The organism is Flavobacteriales bacterium, assembly GCA_016712535.1.
Taxonomy (GTDB): domain Bacteria; phylum Bacteroidota; class Bacteroidia; order Flavobacteriales_F; family PHOS-HE28; genus PHOS-HE28.
In genome coordinates this window covers 1,241,306-1,266,481 of the sequence record JADJQW010000002.1, presented here as the reverse complement: position 1 = coordinate 1,266,481, position 25,176 = coordinate 1,241,306, and the positions used below count along the sequence as shown (strand labels likewise).

Genomic DNA, 25,176 nt, shown 5'->3' with positions numbered 1-25,176 from the left:
AATTGGCTATGCGGTTGGCACGAGCGTGAGTTAATAGGGCAGCTGCGAATGATCCCCATTTCTCACGACTGAAGCCACGGTTCAAGAAGAACCTGGCCTTAGGGCCCCCAACCGGATGGTCAAGGGCGAGCAGGTAGTCCAGCACCTTGGTCTCCTCCACACGAGCGCTATCAATCGCTTGCAAGTATTCCATCTCTACACTACTTGAGCATACTGGGCTCCATCGTAACAACATCCATCCCGTTGGCCAGGTCTGTGAACTCAACTGCGTACGCCTTGCCGCCGCCATAGACCGCGACAACAGTGCCGCTCAACCCCGCTCGCAAGCGATGACCTTCAACTTCAACATCCTGCGACACCATAACAACATCATGTTCTTTGTACTTGGCAGTGCTCAAACCCCCATGCTTCATCACCACATCCCACACCTGCTCCGGACGTAGGGCCACGTCCCAACACCACGTTCCGAAACCGCCTTTGGTATTCACGGCCTTCACCCATAGGTCCAGTGCGGCGCGCTTGGCGCGGTTCTGTTCGCTGTCCTGGCCTTTGATCTCCAGCACCAGCGTTTTGCCGTTGGTGAAGCGCACGAGGTAGTCCGGGATGTAGCGGCGGCGTGAGCCGTTGAAGAGGTATTGGACTTGGAAGCCGAGGTGGTCATTCTTGGCGTACGACTGTACGATGCCATCGGTGCGCTTGCTCTCCAACGTGTCCATGGTGTATTGCTCCCACGTACTGTCGGCTACGGCATGGCTGATCTGCGAGCGCGTTGTGGGCGGTGCATGCTTGGTGGTGTACCACGTGCGCATGGAGCGCGTGCTCCCGATAGGAAACTCTTCATCGAATACAGGTTCGATGCGCTCGCTATTCTGTTCGTTCACATGCCGCATGAGGTGCTGCACGATAAGGTCCAAGTTCAGTGCGATGAGGATGCGCTTGTGGTGCGGCTTCTGGTGGAAGAGCGTCGGGATCACCAGCTTGGGGCCGTCGAGGAATTGCTCCACGATGCGGATCAGCTGCACCACGAGGAATTCGCGCTGGCCCTTGAAGCGTTCGCGTGCGTCATCGTATGCTTTGCGTGCAGCTTTGAAGACCAGATGCTGTTGACGGAAGCCTTCCGGGATCTTTTCCAGATCAATCTCCTTCACCTTGCTCATATCCGTGGCACCGCCCACGGCGGGGGCCAATTCAGCGATGATCGCCGTACGTGAAGGATCAAGTTGCAGGGAGGCCACCTTCGACCAGTCCACCACCAGTTCGGGTCGGATGATGGTGTCGATGCGCACCACGTTGGGCCAGCGGATTTCCAGCGCGTTGCGTTCGGGCATCGCTTCGATCTGCGTGCTGGGCTTCGGCGGCGGCGGTGCATCACCCGCCTCGCTCATGTCCTGGAAGATGCTTAGAGGCACGCCGAAGATGTTCACATACTCTGCCTTGTAGTAGCCTTCGTCATCCTTGTCGTAGCCCACCCGACGCAGACCACGACCAATTACCTGCTCGCAGAGTAACTGGCTCGTGAAGGCCCGCAAGCCCATGATATGCGTCACGTTCTTCGCGTCCCAGCCTTCGCTCAGCATGGCCACGCTGATCACGTTCTGCAAGTCCTGCCCGCCTTGGCCGCGCTTGCCGACGTTGTCCACCAGTGCGCGCAGCAGTTCTTCCTTCTTCAGTTCCTTCAGTTGCTCCTTCTTCGTGTCCGGGATAGCAGCAGCATCCACGATCGCTTTCAGGCGCTTCTCGTAGTCTTTGTCCGCTGTTGCGGTTTCGCCGCGCTCGGCTTTCTCCAGCACGCGACTGTCCACCCGCAAGGTGCGGCCGGGCGCATGCAGCTCGGGCCAATGCGCATCGCCTTTGTTGAAGTAGTGCTCGATACGCGCCGATGTCTCCACCTTGTTGCACACGGTGAGCATCACGGGCGGCGAGGTATGCCCGGCTTCTTTCCAGGCCTTGTAGGCTTCGCGCCAATCGGCACCGAGAAGTGTGTAGGCTGTCTGTACCAATTGCGGCAGCGGCTCGTGCGGCTCAGCGCCTCGGCGACTCAAGTCATTCTGTACTTCGGCATCGCGGTAGATGTGGTAGAGGCGGCTGCGGTAGGTCTTCGCATCGGGCAATGCATCATCGCGGATCACCACGCGCGGTGTTTTCACCAAGCCCGATTCAATGGCGTCGTTTAGGCCGAAATCGCTGACCACCCAACCGAAGAGCCCTGCTTCGGTTGCCTTCTTGCCGGTGGGCGCGAAGGGTGTTGCGCTCAGGTCGAAGCAGCGCTGCACGCGCCGCGTCTTGTGGATGCGGTCAAGCCCTTCGATCCAGCGCGTGGCCTCTTCCAAGTCGATGCCGTGCTCTTCTGCTTCCTTCTTGCTCACCTTGCTTTCGGCGGGTACGCGGTAGGCGTGGTGCGCCTCGTCGTTGATCACCACCAGGTCCTTGTACTGCGCCAATTTTCCCAGCACGCGACGGGTATAAGCTTCGTCGCTCTCCTTGCCCTTCTTCACCACGCTGCGCTCGGTCTGCTTCAGGGGCATCAGCGTGTGCCAGTTCTCCACCAGCAGTTCCACTTGGTTCAGCTTCTGGCGCAATGATTCGTTGGGGCAGATGCGGAACTCGTCATACACGTTGGCCGGATCGCCGGGGTACAGCGTGCGCAAGCGTTCCTTCACCGTAAGGCCCGGTGCCACCACGAAAATGGCCCGGCTGAAATCCTTGTTGCGCTTGGGGTAGGTGAGCGCGTTGAGCGTTTGCCACACGATCACCATGCCCATCAAGGTGGTCTTACCGCTGCCGGTGGCCATCTTGTTACACAGGCGTTGCCACTCGCCGCCATCACCGGGCACGTGGATTCCTTGCTTGTAATTGGGCAACGCCTCCACCCACCAGATGAGCGTTTCGATGGCCTCCAGCTGGCAGAAATAGAACGGATGCTGCCGCGCGGTGGTATCGTGCCAGTGCTCCAGCAGTTGACGGCTTACGATGGTGGTGCCTTCGTATCCGCTGGCGCGCCATTGCGCCACGCGTTCGCGGATGGCGTTCACCAACGGTAAGGGCTCCACGCGGCGCGTGTTGGCGCGCACATCGAAGATCTCGTAGCCCGCATCACGGCGGTGGTCCACCAGCTTCAATGTGCCGTCGCTGGCTTGCGACCAGTGCCGGGTGGGTTCCTGGTGCGCGCGGTTGATGATGAGGCTGGCTGGTGCGCTCATGCCTCGATGGGTAGGATACGCAGGCTTTCGATACCACGGTCGTCCACCACCTTCACCGCCACCTTGCGGTTAGGCCCTGGTTCGAAGGGTAAGCTCACCGTGCCGTGGTACTGCTCCAGTAATTCCTCATTCAATTCGGCGCGGATGGTCTTCTTCAACTTCATCCAGCCATCCTTGCTGCCCGCCATGGGGAAAAAGACTTGGCGCGGATAGAGCGAGCGGTCATCATAGTCGGTATCAAGAAGCCACATTGCCACCTTCTTGGTGCCGCCATGGATGTGCTCGCCGTCCTTGGTGTCGAAGTAGTCGTAGCCGAGCACCTCCAGTTCGTAGCGGCCATCGGGCAGCTTTCGCAACTCCACTTGGGGCTGGCCCACCAGCCAGAAACTCTGGTTGCTGCTGCGCGCTTTTTTCAGGTCGTCAGTGAGCAGATCAGTGTTCATCTGCGCCTTTAGCAGAGTTACGCCAGGCCACTTGGTTTCGTCGATGTCCTTTGCGGCCTCGGGGTCGAAGACGAATGCCGCGAAGACCACGTAGCGCGGCTTGGGTACCAACATAGTGGCCTCGTTGATGGCGTGCGCCACCGCCCGCTGCTCCAAGCTGGCATGCGCTGGGCCAAAGCACACGGCCACATGTTCGCCGGTATCAGCAAGCGTGCCGATGCAGTGGATGTAGACAGTGCCGCTCATGGTGCTCAGTTCCGCGAAGCGGATCATCTGCCCGTTCTTGCCGCGTATGCCGGTCTTTTGCAATTCATCGCGCCATTGGTGTTGGCGCGCGCTCTCGCCGCTGCGTGCAATAGTCGTATCTGCCTCGGCCGGTTGTTGTGCATCGTCCAGGCTCAGGACGGTGGGTGTGGGCACCGCCTCAACGCTGAAGGGGCCGCTGATTCGCAGCTTCTTCTTGTCAGGTTCTGGTTGGTCGAACAGGGTTTCCTGATCGGCGTGCGCGCTGATGCTGAGGTCCATCTCCTTCTGCAGTGCGAACCGCGCCACGTGGAAGGCATCGAAGGATTCGTGCGCAGCGGATGGCCACGGCTCCGGAAAGACGAAGGGCACTTCCCATTCCAGCAACGCACCGGCCGGGGCCTCTACGCCGTTGGGCAGCTTCTCTGTGCCGCCTTTTTTGAAGTCGATGGCCTTGCCCTTGCGGCCGCCCTCCATCACTTTGAACGCAGCAGGCGGTGCTTTGCGCAGCGCAGCGTTCAATTTCTCCAAGGCCGCGAGCACGGCAGGGTGCATGCGCTCGTAGATCTCATCGATTTCTGGGTTGTTAGCGATGCTCTTCAACGTTACGTGCGGTACCGTCTTGTAGATGAAGCCGCCCTTCAGCCCTTCATGAGGATGCTTCAGAGCATAGTAGTCAAAGCTTTCGGTTAGCATGCGCTGCTTCGCCAGCGTGATCGCTATGCGACTTGTATCGCAGGTAATCCAACGCCGCCCCCATTGCTCGGCAACGTAGGCGGTGGTACCAGAGCCGCAAGTGATGTCCAGAACGATATCGCTTGGCTCCGTGGTCATCAACATGCAACGCTCCATTGTGCGCTCGGAAGTCTGCACCGCATAGCGGCGACCAAATGCTGGACCTGTGTCAGCCCACATCGCAGTAATCCGCGTTACCGGATAGTCATCATGATAGGCTCGGAATCCGATTGACCCCCCAGACCGCAAGACGCGACCAGTCTTGATCATTCGTTTCATTCCTGTCTCAGTAGTGGACCAACTACCGTTCGTAGACGGCGGAAATACCTCCCCTTGGAAGTCGGCATCGAATGCTTGACCCTGGCGATACTGGGCCGGAATCATGTTCTGCACGGTATAGGGCCGCTCATGTCCAACAATGGCTTCGGGCTTGTCCCTTGTATTGAAAAGGTGATTCACTTTCACATCGCTAATGTCCTTGGCATACCATACCATGAAATCGAACATCTGTTCGATGGTGTTGGATCCGAACGGCATGAGCTTGGTTCGAAATGGTATGATCGCGACGAAGTTCTCTGGACCGAAGACCTCATCCATGAGTTCCCTGACATGATGAAGGTTCTCATCTGAGATCTGCACAAACACACTTCCGCGCTCGTGAAGCAGATCCTTCGCCAACAGAAGACGATCGCGCAGGTAAGCGAGATAACTGTGAATGCCAAGTTCCCATGTATCCCTGAAGGCTTTGATCATCTCCGGCTCGAGAGTCAAGTCTTCATCCTTATCTGAATCCGGTACGTCACGTTTGTTGACGAAGGGCTGGAAATTGCTCTTGTACTTAATGCCGTAGGGTGGGTCGATCATGACCATCTGCACTTGTCCAGCCATGCTCTCCTTCTGGAGCAGGCTGTTCATCACCAGCAGGCTATCGCCCAGCACGAGGCGGTTGCTCCAGCCCTTGTCGTGCTTATAGAAGTCGATGGCCTCCCGCAAGGGCAGTTGCTCAAAGGGCGCTGCGAAGAGATCGCCTTGGCGGCCTTTGCCCTGATTGTCGTCCTCCATGCGTTTGCGCACCGCACTGAGGATGCTCGCCGGGTCGATGCGCTCGTGAACGTGCAGGCTCACGGTATCCACCTCGAAGCTTGTGCGCTCGGCCTTGCCGGTCCATTGCAGGTAGGGCGCTTGCAGGCGGCGCAGTTCTTCCAACGCGGCGCGCATCACCTTCTCGTCCTTGCTCGCTAGTGCATCGTCAATGATCGTTTCGATGCGCGCGCGGTTGGCGCTGCTATCGAACTGGAGAGCAGGGTCGAGGTGCGGGTCGTATGCGTACTTGGTCTTGGGGTCGTCCGGGTCGCTCTCCGGGCTTACCATGCCCACCTCGGGGTTGTTCACGCGCCGCTGGTCGTGGCGGTAGCTGAGGATGGCGGCGTCGCCTTCGTTGTCGTCGCCCCTGTTGGTGCGCTTTTCGGCCTTGGGCTTTTTCTCTTTCACGGCCTTCGGCTCGGGGCTCTTCAGTTCCAGGTCGCTTTGCACCACGCGGTAGAGCGAACCGCCGCGCCCGCGCCCTGCTGCGACAAGCTTGCTGTTGAGCAGCCCTTCCTTGGCGGCGGTGTAGCGGACTTCGTCCCAGCCGAGGGTTTCGCGGAGCTTGCCGTTGCCGAGCGCACCACCGCCCTCAGGCAGCAGGTTGTAGAGGGCTTGTTCGTCTGGTTTCAAATCCAATGGTTGGCTCATGGTCGTGTAATACGGCAGCTCAATTCGCCTAAAGAAACTTGGTGTAAGGAACGTGATCCCGCATTTCGCGTGAGGGATTGTACCGGAAAGCCCGGTGGCCGGTAATCCGGCCGAGGACTTGGAGGGGAAAGCCCGACCCGCCTGCATTTGAGGCGGGGCACGCCCCAACAACCACCGCACTGGCTTTGCCGGGGAAGCCCGCGCCGTTGGGGAAGCGGTCCAGCTCGTCGTTGGCATAGTCCGCCTCGGTGAACCAGTCCTGGTTCCACATGGGGACCACGAACTCGAAGGTCTTCAGCCGCCCGCGTTCGCGGAACTTGGGGTTCTTTAAGGTGTCGCCGACCTCGATCGGCCCGATGTCATGGATGATCATGTTCATGTTGGCCATGGCCCAGGTCTCGGCCACGTATTCCTGCCCGAAGAGCTGGAGCGGTGCGTACTGCGTATTGTCTGCAGCGCGCATGCGGTGGTCCAGGGCGCTCTCGCACTTTACCAGCAGGCCGCCGCTGCCGCAGCAGGGGTCGTAGATCTCCATGCCGGGTTCGCACTCCAGCACGCGGGCCATCACCTCGCCCACCTCGCCGGGGGTGTAGAACTCGCCCGCGCTCTGCCCGCCGCCCTCGGCGAACTTGCGGATGAGGTATTCGTAGCTCTTGCCGATGATGTCGGCCTCCACATCGTTGAGGCCAAGGCGCTTGGTGCTGATGGCCTCGATGAGGTTGCTGAGGCGGTCGTCCGCCAGGTCGCGCTGCCCGTGGGTGGTGGCGTTGAAGTCCACGCGGTCGATGATGCCCTGCAGCAGCGGGTTGGCCTTGGCCACCTCGCGCAGGTGGGTGGTGAGCTGCTCGCCGATCTTGTCGCTTAGGGTGCGGATCACGCTCCACACGGGCTGCTCGGGGTCGGCCGGTTGCAGGGGCAGGTAGAAGCGCACGAGCTTCTTGTCGGCCTTCACCAGCCGGAAGGCTTTCTCCCGCGAGCCCACCTCGGCTGCGATGCGGTCCAGCTCATCGTCGAACACGTCGCACAGCCGCTTGGTGAAGATGAGCGGCAGGATGTAGTCCTTGTACTTGGGCGCATCCTTGGCCCCGCGGATGGAGCAGGCGGCATCCCAGATCCAGGTTTCGAGGCTCTTGTTGGGCGAGGGCTTGGGGGCCTTTGGGCCTTTGGCCTTGGGTGGGCGGCCGCGTTTCTTCAAGGTCGGTGTCGTGCTCATTGTGGCTCAAGATAGCTGCCCTGTGCCTCCCTCCGCCCTACGCCCGGTACCACCTGAGCTTGCCTGGTGCGGCCCGCGTTCATTGCAGCAACCGGCTCTTCTGCAAGGAGGTCTTCATCTTGCCGATCACGGCATCGGCCACTTTGCCGTTGAGCAGCACGCGGCGGCCGATCCAGAGCAGGGCGCTTTGCATGCCCTTGGCGCGCACCTGGTCGGTGATCACGGCATCCACGCGTTGTTTGATCGGCTTGCGGAAGCGGTCGATGTCTCCCTCCTGTCGCATGGGCCAATTGGTGCCGCAGGCGAAGACGGGCATGGGCATGCGGGGGGCCTCCGGGGTGAAGATGGGAATGATCTGCAGGCCCGGCTGGGCATCGGTGCGCGAGCGGTACGCCTTGCGGTCGGCGATGTGCGCATAGCCTTGCTCGATGAGCGGATTCATGGCGCTCTCGCGGATGGTGAACTGGTCGCGCAGGAACTTCTCGCAATTGGCGCGACCCAGGAAGAAGTCGTGCACGCGGAACTCCTTGTGCAGGAAACCACCGAAGCCGCCCAGCGTGCCGCAGGCGATGGCGTCGGAGCCGTACACCATTTCGGGATCGTGGCGGGTGGCTTCTGCGGGCAGCTTGCGGCTGGGGGCCACCAGGTATTGGCCGGCCTTGTCGCTGTGCATGGCCTCGGCCAGTGCGGCGGGCTTGGTGCGCAACTGGCCCATCATGGCGCCCAGCGTGTTGGCCATCACCTTGGTCACGAGTTCACCGTCCTCGAACTGCTCCAGGGAGCTGGGGAAGGGATCGATCATGAGCACCGTGCTGCGCGTGCGGCTGTAGAGGTCGAAGTCCTTGTAGCCGGTGCCGTCCACCTCACGGCCTTCGCCGGTGATGCCGTTGAGCACGGCGCGCACGCGTTCGAAGGGCTCGTTGTTGATGAGTCCGCCATCGACATTGATGGTGGAGTACGGCCCGTCCTTCAACGGCTGCACGGAGGTCACCTCCTTCAGCCAGTCCATGTCGTTCACATGCTTGGCGTCGCGGGTGATCCTGCGGGCGCGCAGTCCCACGGGGAAGGCGCCGGTGGCCATGGCGGCATCGCGTGCGAGGGCGGTGTTAAGGCCGGAAGGGAAGTCGAGGGGGATCCATCCGTGCCCGCCGTACTCTGCGTCGGTGGTGTTGAGCTCGAAGCAGGCGTAATCGTTGTGCGCGCTGATGTAGTAGGAGCTGCCCTTGGTGCTGCTGGTGTTGAAGGTGATGTCGAAGCGCAAGCCCGCCAGGTTGGTGAGGGTGGTGAAGAGCTTGAGGCGTTCGGCGATGTAGGGGCGCTGCGTCCAGGGTGCATCCACCTTCACCGCGCGCGCGGCGATGGCATCGATGAAGGTGGCGTTGAGCAGCGATCGGGTGCGGTCCTTCTCGATGTCGGCGGTGTCGAGCAGCAGGGGGAACATGTCCTCGGCGGTGAGGTCCACCCAACTGTGGTAGAGCCTGTTGCCCGGCCGGGGCGCCAGGATGTCGTCGCCCTCCTTCCAGCGCACCGGCTGCAACGCACCGTGCAAGGCCGCGGCGGTGATGATGCTCGTCATGCCCCCGGCCGATGCACCGCCAATCACGGGGATCTCCACCTGGTGAGCGGGCGTGTTGGCGGGGTCCTCGCGCTTGCGCCGCTCCCACTCTTCGAGCGCTTCCAACAGGTAGTCCATGACACCAGCGGTGTAGGCCCCGGCGCTCACGGCGCCCGCCATGCAAAGGCCTATGCGGAAGGGTTCGGGTGCGGGCATTGGTGGTTCGGGAATGATGGTGGATCAATGGACGATGCAGGTATGGCAGCTGGTGAAGGCGGTGGTGGCCGTGTGGCCGGTGGCCGGCAAGGCGGCGGTCTTGCGCTGCTATTCGATGGGCTCTTCGGTGGAGGATTCGGAGGCTGTGGGCTGCTTGTGCTCTTGGCCCGATGCTTTCGGCTTTTGAGCCTCAGGCCTAAGGGCCTCCTGGCTGAATGGCCGTTCTGCTGCGCGCCTGCCTGCCGGAGCTGGAGCGGAGGCGGGGCCATTCGGCTCCACCAACCGGATGCTCCCCCCACGCCCTCGGCCAAAGGCCACAAGGCCCTGGGCAATGAGGCCCTCCTTGGCCATGTTATAGGTGTCTTCGTCCCAACCGAGCTGCTCACGCGCCTTGCCGTTGCCTAGGGGGCCAGGGTGCCCGTGCAGCAGCTCCAGCAGTTGCTCCTCTCCCCTATTCAGCGTTCGCTCCATCGCGGATGAAAGTAGGCGGATTCGCCATTCAGCAGTGCGGTTACGCGGGCGGCAAGTGCCGCAGGGGCCGAGCGACTCTTGCCCAAGTTGCTGGTGATGCTGCCCGACCACAGTGAATTGTTCTCCAACATTTCAGGATTGTTGTCCGACATCTTGGTTTTGTTCCCCAACATTTTGGATTTGTTCTCCAACAGTTCAGGATTGTTGTCCGACATTTTGGTTTTGTTCCCCAACATTTTGGATTCGTTCTCCAACATTTCAGGTTTGTTGCCCGACATTTTGGAATTGTTGCCCAACATTTCAGGATTGTTGCCCGACATCTTGGAATTGTTGCCCAACAATTCAGGGTTGTTGTCCGACATCTTCGAATTGTTCTCCAACAAATCAGGATTGTTGTCCGACATCTTCGAATTGTTCTCCAACAAATCAGGATTGTTGCCCGACATCTTGGAATTGTTCTCCAACATTTCAGGGTTGTCGCCCAACTTGTTGGCTGAGTTGCCCGACATGAGCACGAGGTAACGCGTGCATTCAAGCTTGCACCCGGGCCAAGTTCCATGGCGCGACGGCTGCTCGGTGAAGCAGCACATCAAAACGGGGAAGTTTCCCCATGCCTCTGCCGTCACACCGCGCCGGGGCCTCTTGTACAAGGGGCCATAACCGGGACCTCGGTCCCATAACACCAACAGCCAGATGGCTACAGTAAAAATGGGTGTAAGCCACCTCCCCGCTACGGGGCTCGTAGCTAAGGCGCAGGGTATCCACGACGGTGTCGTGGCCAACGCTGCGCTGTACCCCGCACCGGTGCCCACAGCGGCAACGATGCAAGGCTACATCGACGACTTGGCGGCGGCCAATGCGACGGTGGAGGCCAACGGTGGCAAGGGTGACCACCAGGCGAAGCGCACCGCCGAGAAAGTGCTGCGCGCGGCGATCAAAGCGTGGGCCTGGTACGTGCAGAACGCTTCGGGCGGCGATGAGGACAAGATCCTCCTGAGCAAGTTCGAAGTGGTGAAGCGCGGCACACCCGTGGGCGAGCTGAACCCGCCGCAGAACCTGGGTGCCCGTCTCACCAACCGCAGCGGCCGCGTGGCCCTGCACTGGAAGCGTGAGGCCGGTGCCGACATGCACCACGTGTTCATGAGCACCACGTCCGAGCCCTTCAACTGGCAGCTCATCGGCGCCACCAGCAAGAGCCGCTTCAACGCGGACAGCCTGGAGCCGGGCACCTTCTACTTCTTCGCCGTGACCGCCCTGGGCGCCGCTGGCGAAAGCAGCAAGAGCGAGCCCTGCCGCGCCATGGCCGCGTAAGCGTACGGCCGACTACTGGACACCTACTCTCCGAAGGACATCCGCCCTGGCGCCGCCGCGCTGGGGCGGTGTCGTTTTGGGGGTGCACACTGCATTTGCTCTTCAATTGGAAGAGCGTCGGCTTGTCAGCTCTCATCAATCAAGATTCTGATCTCGAAGGATCTCGCCCGACCGATCAAGCACCTCATTCGAAATCCAATCATCAAAGCTCCTAATTCCCTTGTTCAACTCTCTATTGAGCTCACCTCGAACTGCCGGGTTCATTCGTGGTATACTGGTACCCTTGAATGCTCTGCTAAATCCGGATGCTGACAAGGGCTTAAAACCCAAAGAAAGCTTGCTCTCGGGTACAAGAAAAAAAGTCATCAGCTCGATTGAAGCCTCTGCACTAGCCCTGTATGCTCTCGATCCATCAAGATTAAGGATGTCCGGTTGTTTGACACCGTTTACCGCTTGACCGGCTTGATAAAAATTATTGAGAATCGGATACGCAAGCATATCGAAAACGTTGTCTGATTGACTCATGCGTTGTCCCGCTGTCAAGTCACTGGGATTAGGTACGAAAGGACGATACACCCCATCCCAAGCTCGGATTTGCGGCACATTATCCCGGTGAGCTTGAAGGACACCGCGGCGCAGGCCTATCTCCGCATATTCCCTTATGTCCCTTTCCGATGGAAGATCCCACTGAGGGACTGCATAGCACACCCCACCGATGTCTGCATTTCCGTCCGGATCTATTCGGTTAATAGGATTGAATGAGACAAATCCTATCGGACTCTTTCCTGGATACCTTTCCGCCATAGGATCCACGCTCGCCCACATGCCCGCTTCGGGGTCGTAATACCGCGCCCCGTAGTAGTACAAGCCGGTTTCGCTGTCGAGTTCCTTGCCGTTGAAGAGGTAAGGCAGGTTATCGGTGCTGCTGTGCTCTTCGAGCAAGAGGTCGCCGAAGGCCATGTACTCGATGTGCTGGCGCACCACTCCCAGGTGATCGGTGATGTAGGTGGCGCTGCCCAAGTGATCGGGGTGGAAGAAGTACTGATTCAGCTCGCTCTCATTGCCACCAGCCGGGTAGCCGTAGCCAGCCTGTGCATTGTCCGATGTCACCGGCTGCCCTGTAGGGGGCGTGGTGCCGGGGTGCGATGGCGCAGTCTGCTGGAAGCCGGACGGCCAGCCCTGGCCAGCAGGGTAGCTCGGGGTGGTTGCCGCTGGACCGAAGGGCGAACTATTGCCCAAGCCTAAGGAGGGATGCCCCGGACCTTGTGCCTGCTGCTGCCCATTCTGCTGCTGCTGCATGGAATCGATGCGCGCCCGATAATCCCAGCCACCTGCCATGAGCGTGGGCAGGCTCTCCATGCCGAACAAGAAACGCCCGCTGCCGATGCGGCTGGCCACGCGCTGGCCCTCCACGTAGTAGTGCTTGGTGAAGCCCCGGTCCGTGACCACCATGTACGGGCTCACATACATGCTCCAATTGCGCGTGTGGTTGATGAGGCCCACGGGCGCGCCGTTCACCTCCACGGCCTGCATGCCTCCGTGGCTTTTGAGCACGCGCTCGCCAGCGGCATCGTAGGTGTAGAGGTTCATGTAACCATCGTCGGCGAGGCTCTTCAAGCGGTTCTCTTCATCCCAATGCATCTCCCGGTTCCGTTGGGTCTGGTCCTCCTGGCGCCAGCCAGTGAGGTTGCCGTTCGCATCGTAGGCATACCTCCGGTTGCCAACGCGCTCCGGCGTATGCGGCCTGCCCGAATAGGTGTACTCCAGGTTGCGGTTCAGGAGCGTGGTGGCCGGCACGTTGCTGCTGTGGCTCTGCTGCTTTGATGCGATGTTGTGCAGGTCGTCGTACTCCATGTTCAGGGTGTACGCATCGGTGCGCACCTGTCCGGTGTAGCTGCCCTGGGCCTGCGTCAGCCGATAAAGCTCATCGTAATAGAAATGCGAGGTCATGTTCCCGCCGAAGTGCGCTGGGTCCGGCTGCACATCGTTGACGAGATCCTTGATGTTGTTAACTCGATCATAGGTGTACGAAAGGTTCATCACCGTTCGATTGCCTTGGGGCACTTGCACGTTCAGATTCTCGAGGCGGCGCCGCTCAGGCTCATAGGCATAATGCGTTACAGCGTCGTTGCCATGCTTCAGCACGACCCGCTGCTCGAACTCATCGTAGCCGATGTTCTTGATGATGTCGTACTGGTGGCCGAGCTTCTCGCCAAAGACCTGCTTCAGCATGCCCGCCCGGTTGTACACGTACTCCACGCGCTCACCATCGGGGTACCACATCTCCTGGACGCGGTTCCAGGAGTCGTAGCGCTGCTGCCATACGTAGGTGTGGATCTGCGCCTGGCTGATGACGACCGTGCGGATGTTCTTGACCACCTCGCCCATGGGGCCATAGAAGTATTCCTGCCCGCCTGATGCATCGAGCTGCCGCCAAATGCGGCCGGCGCGTTTGTGCGGGGCGCCCGGCGCACCATACTCGTACACCACCTGGTTCTGGAAGTTGCTCGGATAGTCAATGCGCCTCAAGCGCTCGTACTCATAGGTGTACTTGATGGCGCCGCTGGTATCACCATACTGCGCACGCAGGTTGGCGGTGAGCTTGCGCGTCAGGTTGCCGGCCTTGTCATACACGAATTCGGTCAGTCCACCATCGGGGTGCTGGTAGCGCAGCTTGCGGCCCAGGCGATCATAGCCGTAGGTGGTCTCGTTCTGTCCGTGGTCCACCACGCGCAGCAGCTCCCCGATGCCATTGTGCTCGAAGCGCGTGGTGATCTCGCCCTGCGGACCTTGGTCGATGCGTGCCACCTCATGGCCACGCTCGTCCTTCAACGACTTCTTGTAGCGGTCAAGGGCATCCGTTACGGTTCCCATCGCACAGCGGATGCCGTCGAAGTTCACGTTCGCGTAATCGAAACGCGTGGTATCGCCCAAGGGAAGCGCCACCCAGCGCTGGCGATCAAGGATATCATAGTCATACTTAGTCGGGGCACCTTGGAGATCCGAATGAACGACCGCCAGAACGTTCGGGTCCGGTGATAGCGTTTTCGGATGGTATTGCGCCAACAGCCTACCGAATGCATCGAGCTGTTGAGCAGGCGACACGAAATATTCCAGACTCTCAGCGTCATTCGCGTCTGTACGGTAACCGGTCTTCTTCACCTGTATGGGCCTGCCCAAACCATCGACATACGTAATGGTCTCTATTCCCTGGTCCGGATGGTCCTCATTGTAATGGGTGACCTTCGCGCGCGGCCGATTCGCATTGGTCGAATAGTCCACTTTGATAGTGTACGCTGAGGGGTCATCGGGATCCTCGAGTGGCCCAATAACCTTGACAACCCGGCCCCGCAGATCCAAGCGGTACGTGGTGCGCTGCGCATTGATGTCTTCAGTCCAAAGGAGCTCGCCGAACTTGGGATCGTAATCACTCTTCGTGTCGTATCCGTAACTGTCCACGACCCTCTTGACATACGTCTTCACGGCCTGATCGTACTCATATTGGAACTGCAAGCTCTGCCCCTGATGATTCGCTGGGCGAGTGATACTCGCGATGTTCCCATAGACATCGTAGGTGAAGCTGTGCAGGGTGAATTCGGACTCGTTGACGTATTGGCGGATAGCGGTGATGTTCCCTTGCGCATTGCGGTCCTGTTCGCGATGGCGGCGCAGTGAGTCCGCAGTAACCAGGATCCGCCTTGGAGTATCAGCGATGTAATTGCTGCCCGGTGGATGGTATTCGATGGAAGCCACAACCGTGCTGGAGCCGCCATTCGTCGCATCGGTGTATGAAGTCACATTGCCGAGCGCATCATAAACGAAGCTGTACGTGCGCTGCAGGGCATCCCCCACTGGTGGCTCATAACTGGTTTCCACCGTCTGCTCCAAGGCGGGGAACGCCCAACCGTTATCATTGGTGGTGTTGAAGGAGGAAGGCAGCTGCCCCCCCCCGGCACCACGAAGCACATACGCATGCTCAGTCCGCTTCCAAAGCTGTCCGGCGGCATCGCGGAGCTCGGTGGAGCGAAGAAGCCCCTTGGTGTAGTAGCCGGCAACGTCGTGCGTGCGGATGGTCTCGCGATAAACCGGCGCATCCGGCGCTTGGGTATCGTGCTCGCGCACCACCACGGTTTGGAAACCATAGAACTCACGTTCGCGCCTGGAATACTTGCCGTTCTGGTAGTCGAAGGTGCGAAGCATGGGCGGCCTGCCGATGTTCTGAATATCCTGGGTGCCATCGAGCACGAGCAAGCTGTCCATCACCCATTTCCCTTGCGGCAGATCATAGGTGTTGCCCACCAGCTTGTAGCTCACTTCGAAGGATCCATTCAATGGGCCCTTCACGCGCTTCAGCAGGTTCGTGCGACCGATGGAGCTATAGCGCACGGCAAGCGAATCGGCGTCATCGGACTCAATGAAATCGGCGTAGCCATCGCCATTCATATCCATGAACTGCGTGGTCTGCCCGCTCACGCCATGGCTGATGGACGCGCTGGGATTCACGCAGAAGCGAACGAGGATCAGGTTGATGCAGACCGTGAAGGCGAAGTTGGTGGCCGTCCCATCCCCGTACCCCTTGTCCAGCGCGCTATTGCCCATGTCCCAAGGGATGGTCACGAAGCCATCTCCAGTATTCAAGCGCACGCTGCTGATCTGGCCATTCGACGTGCCGATCTGGTCCGGCAAGCCATCGCCGTTCACGTCTTGAAAAGCCTTGATCGAGTAATTATCGGCTCTCGTAGCACCCAAGCCGAGGGAGATGCTGCCATTGTCCCGGCTCAGCGCGAACTGACCAACGGCACCGACATCTATGGACCATTGCTCGGAAGTGCCCTTCCGTACATCCTGATAATTCCAGCGCTCCAGCTCCGCGAATCGGTATCCCAGATTGAGCCTCACCGAATCATCGGAACGCACTTGATCAGGCAAACCATCCCCGTTGATATCCAGCCAGGTGATCTGAACGGCGTCACCACTGCTGCTCATGCCGCCACCGATACTTGCTCCCAAGGCTGCAGAGGCGGACTTCCCGGCGGCAACCGGGGCCGTAGTCGGAGGAGTCTTCTTCTGGTTCGGGATCCTGGAGGGGAAGAAGGAACCGCTAGCAGTGAATCCGTTCCCTGAACTCGTAGCCGCGTGCGTCAGGCTATCGATCACATCCTCTACCAAAGGCAGCAAGGTGCCGGACGGGTCCGTGTACTGTACAAGGGTATCGCGCACGTTGTCCGGATAGCGGTCCCCGTTCAAGTCCAGCACATCCACTTCGGTATGCTCGTATCCATCGGTATGCCCATAGCCAAGGCTTATTGTGGTCCATGCGACGGCGTCTCCCGAATTCACGCTCGCGGAAAGCGCATCGCTGCCGCTGACGGTGCGCTTTGCGGGCACACGCGCCTCATTCGAATCAGGGGCCAGGCTCAGAGCGAAGGCGAGATTGTCCTCTCCGAAACGCGATGAACTGATGGAATCCGCTTTGATGAAGGTCAGGTCATCGAAACCCATGTACGACCCGTTGGCCAGTCGCGGTGCCATGTAGATGAACTTGGCCTTCGCAGGATCGTAGTTGCCAAGGTTGGTGCTGTTCAAGGTCGTGCCAGGCTCATCGGTGCTCACGTTACCGAGCAGCCCACCATCCGAATTCATCTGCGCTGCGTCGAGCACCAGGTTGTTCTCATTGATCCCATCGTTTTGCGCATCGCCATTGGCGCGGTAGGCGAACTGGCCCCACGAGCGATACTGTGGGCCGAAGATCAAAGTGGAATCGAATAAGGCCGAGTGGACCCCGACGCGGTCATCGACATTCCCCTCCAAGGTTCCAACTGAGGAGGGATGAGTCCACTGCTGGAGCGTATCAAGGACCACTACATCCAGCGGATATGCAAGCGCATCGGCAAGGATGGCATTGTCGACGTGGTACTCAACCACCAACGTGTCGAATGGAAATGCAGTCACTTCCACAACGGATGACCCTATGGCTTGAAGCTCGAAATTCGCAAAGGACCATGAAGCACGTCCTACAGTATCGCTACCCAGTACCTTCACAGTGAAATGCACCATTCCGGTGCCAGGCAACACAATGGAGGATAGAAGGGATGGAGTGAAGCGAATGATAGCGGTATCCTCAACCACAAACCGGCGCGGTGGAAAGGCTTGCACATAGGAGAAAGGGGCAGGAGCCGTTCTTGTTACGATTCGATTGTACATGCCGTAGCTCACTACAGGCTGGAATAAACCTGTGTCGCCATTCGCCATTAAAGACACTGTCGCCGTCCAATCAATCGCCTGCCAATCGACATTCGATGTTGACGTAACCTCGAACTCCAATTCCGTCATCGGGCCGAAAGAGCCGGTAAAGGGTGTTGCCAACACGGTGTCAGTGAAAGCCGGGATCACGTGTTCGATGGGATATACGACTGAGCCGACGTCATCCGTAGCGCGCACGCGCACGCGCACCTCATCCGTGAGTTCCGGGCAGGTGAAGGTCCCATCGATTGTAATGTTGCCCAATTCAGGGGTGAACAGCGCCTGCCTGCCCGTGAGCAGGAAATCATCCGGAGCGGAGAAGCGAGCCAAGTCCTTGCCGTTCGCATCCAACGGGAAATCGGTCACATCATCGGGATAGTCGGTGCTGGTGTATTCAACCACCAACGGGTTCCAGCGGACCTGATCGTATTGGCCGTGGTCGCGGGAGCCTACCCGGAAGTAAATGCGATCACCAGCCTGGACCAATTCGTTCGTGAGAAGGAAGGAATGCGCGTCGAAGTCGTTCTCAAGAATGGGCGTATCCCACAATACATCATTACTTCCCTTTTGCACCCATGCACGTACCCCATCCCGGTCCAGGTCATCAGCAGCTTCCTCGGAAGCATCAGGCAGCAGTTGAACGGTGCCGGAAATGGTCACATGCCCCTGGTAAGGCGCAGTCCAAACCCGGACCACATCGTGAAGCGGGTTCTCTTCCCGCAGGACCTGGATCAACTCAGGGTCCATCTCCTCGATGGCTGGATGCACCGAGCCGCCATCCACTGGATTCTCGGTCTCCTCACTCGATGGATCGAATGCAGGCTGTCCCGATTCAAGGCGATTGAACCACACCCGGCCCTGAGAGACCAGGTCCGGAAGGCCATCACCGTTCCGATCCAGCATGTAATCCTTCGTGGTCGTTGTAGAGCCGGAAGCCGACACACCCGCGAACGAAAAAGGCGGATGCGCTTCGAAGCCCCCTTGATGTCCGCGTGTTGAGCTGCGCTGGAAGTAGCGGGAAGAGTCGATCGTCAGGGCTGTTCCGAATTCCCCGTCCTGTCCGTTGATAAGACCAGGGCGGTACCAGATCTTCCTGGTCAAAGCATCCGGGTCCTGGAAAAGACGATCAGGGATATTGTCCCCATTCACATCCATCAACGAGAGGATACCGTAGCCCTTGTTCCGACTGTGGTGATAGTTGCCCCCGATGCTGTACATTTTGCTGTGAGGGCTACCGCTCCCAGGTCCGACGGTCAAGCTTCCCCCGAAGCTCTGACCAGCCGACCAAGATCCGCTGATCGCCGTCGGAGCATCGCGCACCCATGCGCCGAGTCCCGGCAGCAGGTATCCCGAAAGCCCTGAATCAGGAGCACCAGGCGCCATTGGCTCCCAAACGTCAACGGTATCTGAGTACGGTGCGGAACCACTCGCCATGTCGCCAACCTCATCGAAGTACTCATACTCATGCCGATAGAACTCCACGGTCTGGCTGTCGTACTCCGTTACCCGCTTCAAGAGCGACTTCCGGAACGGGCCCATCCCATAGCTGAGTACGTAGCTGCGCACCACTTCCTCATTATACCTGACCACGATGCGTTCCAGCCGATGCGCGGTGACCTCCAGGAAACCGTTTCGAGCATTGATGCTTACGTCCTGCCGTTCGGTGCCTGCTCTTACAAACTCGACCGTGAACTTCCCTGCGATGCTCGCTCCCGACGACTGATGACCGGTGTATACTATGCGACGGATGTATAGCTGCTTCCCTCCCTGTGCAGGTGCAGCATCGCGCTCAACCACGTCGTACACGTAGTCAATCGTATTGCCATTCGTATCGCGCGATCGGACAATGCTCCAGCGAGCAATCGGGCCATTGTCTCCTTCGCGCAATACTGCCTCTTCTGCACCAGGGCTGCCCGGCACCCGTCCATAGTAATGAACAGTGCCATCCTTGGTGGTCACTTCGAAGAAATAGTCTGCTGGTCCATTGCCTTTACGCGCGATCCGTCGGAAGGCACCCTCCACGCGTGCATGAAAGAATCGTGTGGTGCCAGGCGCATAGCGTGCCGTATCCCATCCGCGATGACCAACGCCGCTCAGCATCTCGCCGTCGAGCTGATAGGTCTCAGACTCCTTCTCCGTGCTGAAATGCGGAACTCCCCATCGCGTGTCCACCGAAATGCTCGAAACACCCGAAAGATTCCATCCAAGCCCGCACCAGCTATGGCCGCCTTCACTGTTGTACACGAGCGCCAACTCAGGTTGCATCCCCTGTCGGCCAGGAGGCACTTTGATCGGGAATCTGGTCGACATGGTTCCCGTAGGCGTGGCCTCGGGCGGCACCATGAGCGCAATGCCAGCCGTCGCATCACCGGCTTTCAAATCCTTGATCGAGGTGGGCTGATAACCCATCGTTTCCGGGGATTCTGGAACCTTGATGATGCCGTTGATGTAATCGGTGAAGTGATTGGTGAAAGACCGAAGCACCGCCACGCCCGCTAGCAACGAGTCACGCTGCACCCCGATCCAATCACGCCGAACAGGATCGAAGAAGTAGGTACGCACATCGGCAACGGTGTACCCATCAGGTATCAGCGCAGTATCAATCGGAAGTCCGATCTGCACCGCATTATTGAACACCACTCCATCGGGCAGGTATCGGAAACCACCTGCAGCTGGCGTGACATTCACCAAATCGGGCGGCATGGGGGGCAAGTCGACCTTGCGTAGTTCCTTGATGGTGATGGTGGTCGGAGATCCGACCGAGCCCTTGGGAGCTTCAAGCACGACACCATGGGGTCCGCGTAACTCGAACGCATCGTCACCAGTCATGACTTGCGATACCATGCCAACCTCCTCTGGCGTAGTCAGGCTCATCACCTCCCTTCTGCTCTTCCGCGATGCGACCTCCTTGGAGATGACGGAACCATTCAACAGCCTGGCCCTGATCGTGACCTTCTCATGGTCCTTGCGGGCTCCGACATGAACCAAGGCTTCGAACGCGCCTTGGTCCACCTTGACAGTCTCGCCGCCCACCTCAAGGAGTGCACCATCCACGTTGGGGCCATGAAGAAACCCCTTCACGTAGCGCAGCCCTCCGAAGACAGAATCCGATGCATTGGTGATCACGATCTCATCAACCCAAGATGCATTCGTCGGTTCGACGACCACGCGAACGTTCTGAACCAGATAAGACATGAGGCTGGGCTCATGCGCAGAAAATCGAATCTCATTGCGACCCGCCTGGATCAAGCCCGGCAGCACGCGCTCCCGTTGCAGGCTGGTCCCGGCACCAGCGCGCATCTGCAATCCTCCGATGGCGCGGCCGGCGTTAATGCCACGGGCGATGGCGTCATGGTCAGTTGCTCCGCTCAATGTGTACTCCAGGAAAACCAGGTCAGTCCCCTTGGGCGCCTCTGGAATTCGCACGATGAACACATTATCGTGCGCCATGTCCGGCTCGCCAGGAATCAACCTGCCGATCCGTCCATTGAGGATGTCCGCCTCGTAGGTCAGCCTGCCTGCGCCCGCCCTCATCTCCTCAACCGAATCCGCAATGGCCAGAATGCCATCAGCAGTTGGGCCAGTGGCAATAGGACGGTGCAGGGTCAGGTTAAACCCGGTGGCCAGAACGGCAGCCGTGATCGTCATCGCAGCCCATGCCGCAACAGGTTTCAAGGCCCGAATGCCAGACCGCTTCATAGCACAATGACTTTGACGGTTCGCGACCCACGTTCACCTGTTACATGGACCATGTACAGCCCGGGTGATTCGACCTCGAAGATGCTCGAATAGAAGGCCGACCCTTGCAATTGCTTGGTCGACATGACGTTGCCATTTGGTGAAACCAATTCCATGGTCAGGTCAGATTCATCGTCTGTAGCGATAAGGACCGTGAACCGCCTGTCTTCACTTGGATTGGGCCGTGCTGTCAGGTCGAACAGCTCATCCGAACTGCTGACGCTAACCAAGGTCTCCCTTCGTGCAAGGCACCCGTTCACGTTCACGGTGCAGCTTATCAAACCCGTACGATCAACCCGCAGGAATCGTCCGTTTCCAATGACCGTGTCATTGTGCATCCATTCATACCACCCCTGGCCACTATGATAGCCCGCGTCGAGGTCGAGTGCTGCATCCGCAGATAAAGCATAGGTGGGAGCCAATGGTATCACGGGGGCATCTGTCGCTTCCACCCACAACCGGTCCTCCATATGGTACCCGGAAGCGTCTGCGAAAACCAAGACTATCTCACCTTGGGGTAGACCTGTAACCGTCCGAATGGAGTCGTCGGCGAAGTGCAGCGTCCGTTCAAAGCCAGTGCCTTGTTGAGCGAACTGAACGACGAAAGGAGGCTCGCCACCTTCGATACCTACCTGAGCTGTTCCCGCGACATAAGGCTCGCACGATGGGGGCTGAAGCCAGAATTTCGGAATGAACGACCCGCCAGCAGCAACCTTGAAGCGGTCCCGACCATTTTGATCCACATCAAAGACAACATCGCTGAAGCTTAAGGGTCGCTCAGGTTCTGGCGGATCCGCCTGGAAAAAGGCCACCGAGTCGGGATGGTAGTTGCCCTGTCCACCATGATCGATGACAAGCCAGTAGTTCTCGCTTGCATCGGGTGAGTTCTCGATCCAAGAAGGATCCACCTGTATCGTAACTGTTGCCAAACTGTCGCCCGTTCTCTGCACAAGCCATTCTTTCGCTAACAATTGCGGTTGACAAGCCTCTCGCTCAAGCCAAGAGCTTGACGCTCCATTATCCCCAAACAGCAGATAACTACCTTCTGCCATTGCCCGTCCATGATCATGGTTCCAGGCTTCCATCGGACCGGTCGCCGCAACAAGGAACCCAGGCGCGTTGGTGCTGGTAGCTTGCCTCTGGTCAAGAAGAGTAAGGGAATCATGACCCAAACCGAAGATGTTGCTCGAGAACTTCTCGTTCTTCCGTTGGCTCCATAACGTATTGCCTGCACCATCCACGTAATCCTCCTCGTACTTGGTGATTCCATATTTCACAGCCAAATAGGACGATATCCTGTTCATCTCGTCCTGAGCAAGGAAACGGCCATGAACGATTAGCTCAAGAAGGGTATCCTGCGTGGCGATCTGCTGCAAGGCTGGGACTGGAGCTGTGGCAGACAGATTCAATCCGTACGAACCGACCGGAGCGTTCTCGTCATTGTGCCGATAGGTGCTCAAACGGGCGCGGCCGGCCACGTTCCCTGGCAATGCAATGAAAGCGGTATCGCGCACCCGTCCCACCTGGGCATCGGAGAGCACCACGTAATTCGTGTCGTTCGCAGAAACTGTCATCACGACCTTCTCGGCCCCACCGGTCATTCCTGGATGGACACAGAAAATGCTCAGCCGGTTGAGAATGGTGTCCTCCAAGGCAAAATGCCTGCTTGAAGGCTGCAGTGGCAGCAGAGGATGATAGTTCGACGACAGTTCAGGCAAAGAGGCGGACTCCTGCATCGTCCAGGTCGTGTCCTTTCCTGTCCAAAGCAGCAAAGCACTACCAGAAGCGCTTGGGATACCTCGAATCCAAACGTTAAACCCACCAACGCCGCCGGGTGCTTGCGCTTGGACACGCCCGCAACTGAACAACACGGCGATTGTACAACCACCTATGCGCATCAAGGCACCTCTGCTATCGATGGTGGATCGCATCACAAGACCTCTCATCTGTGCATCGACTAATTACTCGCTCCGCCTCCCAAGTACACCGTAAGCAGGAACTCCTTCTTCACCGTGCTGAATTCATTGTCCGTCTCACTGAAATTGTAGGAGTTTCCAAGCACCTTCAACACATCCCGCGTCCCAACTCGATTACGCCATGTGAAGTCAAACCTTCCGATGCGAAAACCAAGGCCGCCAAGGCAAGCGACTCCATTCATTGGTCGAATGACATCGTTCAGGTTGGAAGTGACCTGCTCGTCGATGCCGATCGTAGCATCATTGGACTTGTAATAGATTCCATTTTTCGTCAGAGGAACATTCATCGAAAGGCCCCAGTCAACGAAAAACTGCACTGGTTGAGCAAAATCCACTAGAGCCTTCACTTTAGTGCTCTTGTGATACCCCCAAAACTTCAATCGACCAACCATGTCCAAATCCAAGTAGTCATAGTTGAGCCACACCAGGTAATCCAAGTCATTGACCTTCGAAGTGAACCTGTAGTCGGCATCGTTCGCACCGTCTGCCGAACTCCAAGAATCATACGTCCTCACTTTGGCGCGATTCCATCGAAGGTCGACAACCAAATCGACACCGATTCCCGCAGCCCACTTAGGGTCCTTAGAATATGGTGACCTCCAGCTGCCCCGAATCGTATCGATTGGGCAGAAGCATAAGAGTTTTCCCTCCCCCTTCTCTTTCCCTACCACCAGCGTTAGCGCCGGCACAAGCAGGCGCAGACCCAAAGTCCGCCGTTCGCGAGCATCAAGCTGCTCGAACAAATACGTGGTGTCCGGATAGAGGTCCTCACGGATGATGGTGGACTCAAACCCGGAATACCTCCCGTTTGACCATCCGTGCTGCACACCAACCACTGGCTTAGGCGATTGTCCATACAATCCAAGAGCCGCTACCACGAACAGTCCGAAAGTAAATGGCTTCTTCATCCTGCTCTTTGCTTTTGACTTAGACGAACCTATGTCTATTCGCTGGTTCCACCAAACCCAAGCTCACCGCACGGTTATCTTATAGGAATTGTCACGCCCACCCCTTCGGATAGCCCCCCGCCCCTTGGCCTTCCGCCGTTCCGCAAAAGCATTCGCTGGCGCCCCACGCTAACGCACGCCACAATGCGCAAGGCCACGCTGGTGTTCCGCTGCCTGCGGCCCTGCCGCTGGCTATTCATCGCGGGCTGCCCATCGCCTCACAGCAACTTCGAGGCGAGGCCTACCAGGACCTCCAGTCCCTTGCCGATGCCGGCGATGTTCTTCGCCTTCTGCTGGTTGGAGAGTCCGGCGGCTTTCACCACATCGAGCACGGCCGCGATGTCCTCGCGCTTCAGGCCCTCATCGAGCAGCTTCTGCAGCTCGGTCGACCTGAGCCGGGTGAGGTCCGAGAGGCGGCTCACGAATTGGGCATCGGTCTCGGCGGCAGCGTCCTGCGCCAGTTTCTTGAAATCGGGCATGCGGTCTTGGTGCTAGGGGTTCACGATGGTGTTCACGTCGGTGTCCAACGCGTTGATGAGGCCCTGCACGCTCTCGGTACCCTTGGCGGCCCTCGCGATGAAGGCGTCGAGGGTGGTGCCGAGCTTATCCAGGTCCAAACGTGCGCCGCTCAGGCCCACCGCCTTTTCAACCAAGCCGCTGCGCGCCTCGTTCACCTTCACCGCCGAGTGCAGCAGCGCGCGCAGATCGGCACTGGCTTCATCATACACCGCGTAACTGGCATCGAGGTCCTCCAGGACCTTGATGCGCTGGGCTTCCAGCGCCCGCTGGATGTTGTCTCGCCGGGCGATCAATTCGGGGAGCAGCGCTTCCACGATCGCTTTCAGGTTCGCCTTGTTCACATCGGCATCGTTCATCTTGGCCGCGAAGTTCTCCACGTAGGTGGGGAGGTATTCGCCGTAGATGAAGGCGTCGGCAGCCTTCTGCTTCTCCTGGAACAGATCGCTCACGAGTTGCGCGTTCATCTGGTGCATGCGCCGGCCCTCCGCCCTCAAGGCCTCGGCAAGCGTTACGCTCTGCACGGGGATCCTGGCGCAGCCGGTTGCCAACAGGACAAGGAGCGCCATCAGGCCGATGCGAGCAGCGGGCAGGTGGGCGGTGGATGGTGCTCGAGCGGGAAGGACATTCATGCG

11 protein-coding genes and 1 pseudogene are annotated in these 25,176 nt (G+C 58.8%); 2 read left to right on the top strand and 10 right to left on the bottom strand.

Annotation, left to right across the window (positions count from 1 at the left end):
* Window positions 1-200 precede the first annotated feature (200 nt).
* The 5 genes and pseudogenes from IPK70_05125 to IPK70_05105 all read right to left on the bottom strand — a co-directional run bounded on the left by IPK70_05125 (window position 201) and on the right by IPK70_05105 (window position 9,810).
* Complete coding sequence (locus tag IPK70_05125) at window positions 201-3,200, bottom strand: DEAD/DEAH box helicase family protein (protein MBK8226538.1); 3,000 nt, start codon at window positions 3,198-3,200, stop codon at window positions 201-203.
* Window positions 3,197-6,355, bottom strand: coding sequence for a site-specific DNA-methyltransferase (locus IPK70_05120; protein ID MBK8226537.1), 3,159 nt, complete (start codon window positions 6,353-6,355; stop codon window positions 3,197-3,199). Before IPK70_05120 ends, IPK70_05125 begins: the two co-directional genes overlap by 4 nt.
* A gap of 175 nt (window positions 6,356-6,530) precedes the next feature.
* Window positions 6,531-7,568 (bottom strand): annotated as a pseudogene (locus IPK70_05115) (SAM-dependent DNA methyltransferase).
* Window positions 7,569-7,647: 79 nt separating this feature from the next.
* Complete coding sequence (locus IPK70_05110; GenBank protein ID MBK8226536.1) at window positions 7,648-9,339, bottom strand: patatin-like phospholipase family protein; 1,692 nt, start codon at window positions 9,337-9,339, stop codon at window positions 7,648-7,650.
* Window positions 9,340-9,447: 108 nt separating this feature from the next.
* A complete protein-coding gene (locus IPK70_05105; protein ID MBK8226535.1) occupies window positions 9,448-9,810 on the bottom strand; it encodes a hypothetical protein in 363 nt (120 codons plus the stop codon).
* Between the two features lie 112 nt (window positions 9,811-9,922).
* On the opposite strand from IPK70_05105, the gene IPK70_05100 reads away from it, so the two are divergent.
* Together IPK70_05100 and IPK70_05095 are read left to right on the top strand one after the other, a co-directional pair.
* Entirely contained in the window at window positions 9,923-10,321 is a 399-nt protein-coding gene (locus IPK70_05100) for a hypothetical protein (protein ID MBK8226534.1), read from the top strand.
* Window positions 10,322-10,503: 182 nt separating this feature from the next.
* Window positions 10,504-11,121 (top strand): fibronectin type III domain-containing protein, encoded by a 618-nt coding sequence (locus tag IPK70_05095; GenBank protein MBK8226533.1) that lies wholly within the window; start codon window positions 10,504-10,506, stop codon window positions 11,119-11,121.
* A 135-nt stretch (window positions 11,122-11,256) separates the two neighbouring features.
* Here IPK70_05095 and IPK70_05090 read toward each other — a convergent pair whose 3' ends face one another.
* The 5 genes from IPK70_05090 to IPK70_05070 all read right to left on the bottom strand — a co-directional run bounded on the left by IPK70_05090 (window position 11,257) and on the right by IPK70_05070 (window position 25,173).
* Window positions 11,257-21,063 (bottom strand): hypothetical protein, encoded by a 9,807-nt coding sequence (locus tag IPK70_05090; protein MBK8226532.1) that lies wholly within the window; start codon window positions 21,061-21,063, stop codon window positions 11,257-11,259.
* The gene (locus IPK70_05085; protein ID MBK8226531.1) at window positions 21,060-23,033 is read right to left on the bottom strand and encodes a T9SS type A sorting domain-containing protein; all 1,974 of its coding nucleotides are present in this window, start codon (window positions 23,031-23,033) and stop codon (window positions 21,060-21,062) included. The genes IPK70_05090 and IPK70_05085 overlap by 4 nt, the downstream gene beginning before the upstream one ends.
* A gap of 26 nt (window positions 23,034-23,059) precedes the next feature.
* On the bottom strand, window positions 23,060-23,986 hold the full coding sequence (locus tag IPK70_05080; GenBank protein ID MBK8226530.1) for a hypothetical protein: 927 nt from the start codon (window positions 23,984-23,986) through the stop codon (window positions 23,060-23,062).
* Between the two features lie 257 nt (window positions 23,987-24,243).
* Window positions 24,244-24,504, bottom strand: coding sequence for a hypothetical protein (locus IPK70_05075; GenBank protein MBK8226529.1), 261 nt, complete (start codon window positions 24,502-24,504; stop codon window positions 24,244-24,246).
* Window positions 24,505-24,516: 12 nt separating this feature from the next.
* On the bottom strand, window positions 24,517-25,173 hold the full coding sequence (locus tag IPK70_05070) for a hypothetical protein (protein ID MBK8226528.1): 657 nt from the start codon (window positions 25,171-25,173) through the stop codon (window positions 24,517-24,519).
* Between the last annotated feature and the right edge of the window lie 3 nt (window positions 25,174-25,176).

What these genes read in the sequence shown, in the direction of transcription:
- IPK70_05125 (MBK8226538.1), bottom strand. Translation starts at nt 3,200, where the DNA reads ATGAGCGCACCAGCCAGCCTCATCATCAACCGCGCGCACCAGGAACCC.
- IPK70_05120 (MBK8226537.1), bottom strand. Translation starts at nt 6,355, where the DNA reads ATGAGCCAACCATTGGATTTGAAACCAGACGAACAAGCCCTCTACAAC.
- IPK70_05110 (MBK8226536.1), bottom strand. Translation starts at nt 9,339, where the DNA reads ATGCCCGCACCCGAACCCTTCCGCATAGGCCTTTGCATGGCGGGCGCC.
- IPK70_05105 (MBK8226535.1), bottom strand. Translation starts at nt 9,810, where the DNA reads ATGGAGCGAACGCTGAATAGGGGAGAGGAGCAACTGCTGGAGCTGCTG.
- IPK70_05095 (MBK8226533.1), top strand. Translation starts at nt 10,504, where the DNA reads ATGGCTACAGTAAAAATGGGTGTAAGCCACCTCCCCGCTACGGGGCTC.
- IPK70_05090 (MBK8226532.1), bottom strand. Translation starts at nt 21,063, where the DNA reads ATGAAGCGGTCTGGCATTCGGGCCTTGAAACCTGTTGCGGCATGGGCT.
- IPK70_05085 (MBK8226531.1), bottom strand. Translation starts at nt 23,033, where the DNA reads ATGCGATCCACCATCGATAGCAGAGGTGCCTTGATGCGCATAGGTGGT.
- IPK70_05080 (MBK8226530.1), bottom strand. Translation starts at nt 23,986, where the DNA reads ATGAAGAAGCCATTTACTTTCGGACTGTTCGTGGTAGCGGCTCTTGGA.
- IPK70_05075 (MBK8226529.1), bottom strand. Translation starts at nt 24,504, where the DNA reads ATGCCCGATTTCAAGAAACTGGCGCAGGACGCTGCCGCCGAGACCGAT.
- IPK70_05070 (MBK8226528.1), bottom strand. Translation starts at nt 25,173, where the DNA reads ATGAATGTCCTTCCCGCTCGAGCACCATCCACCGCCCACCTGCCCGCT.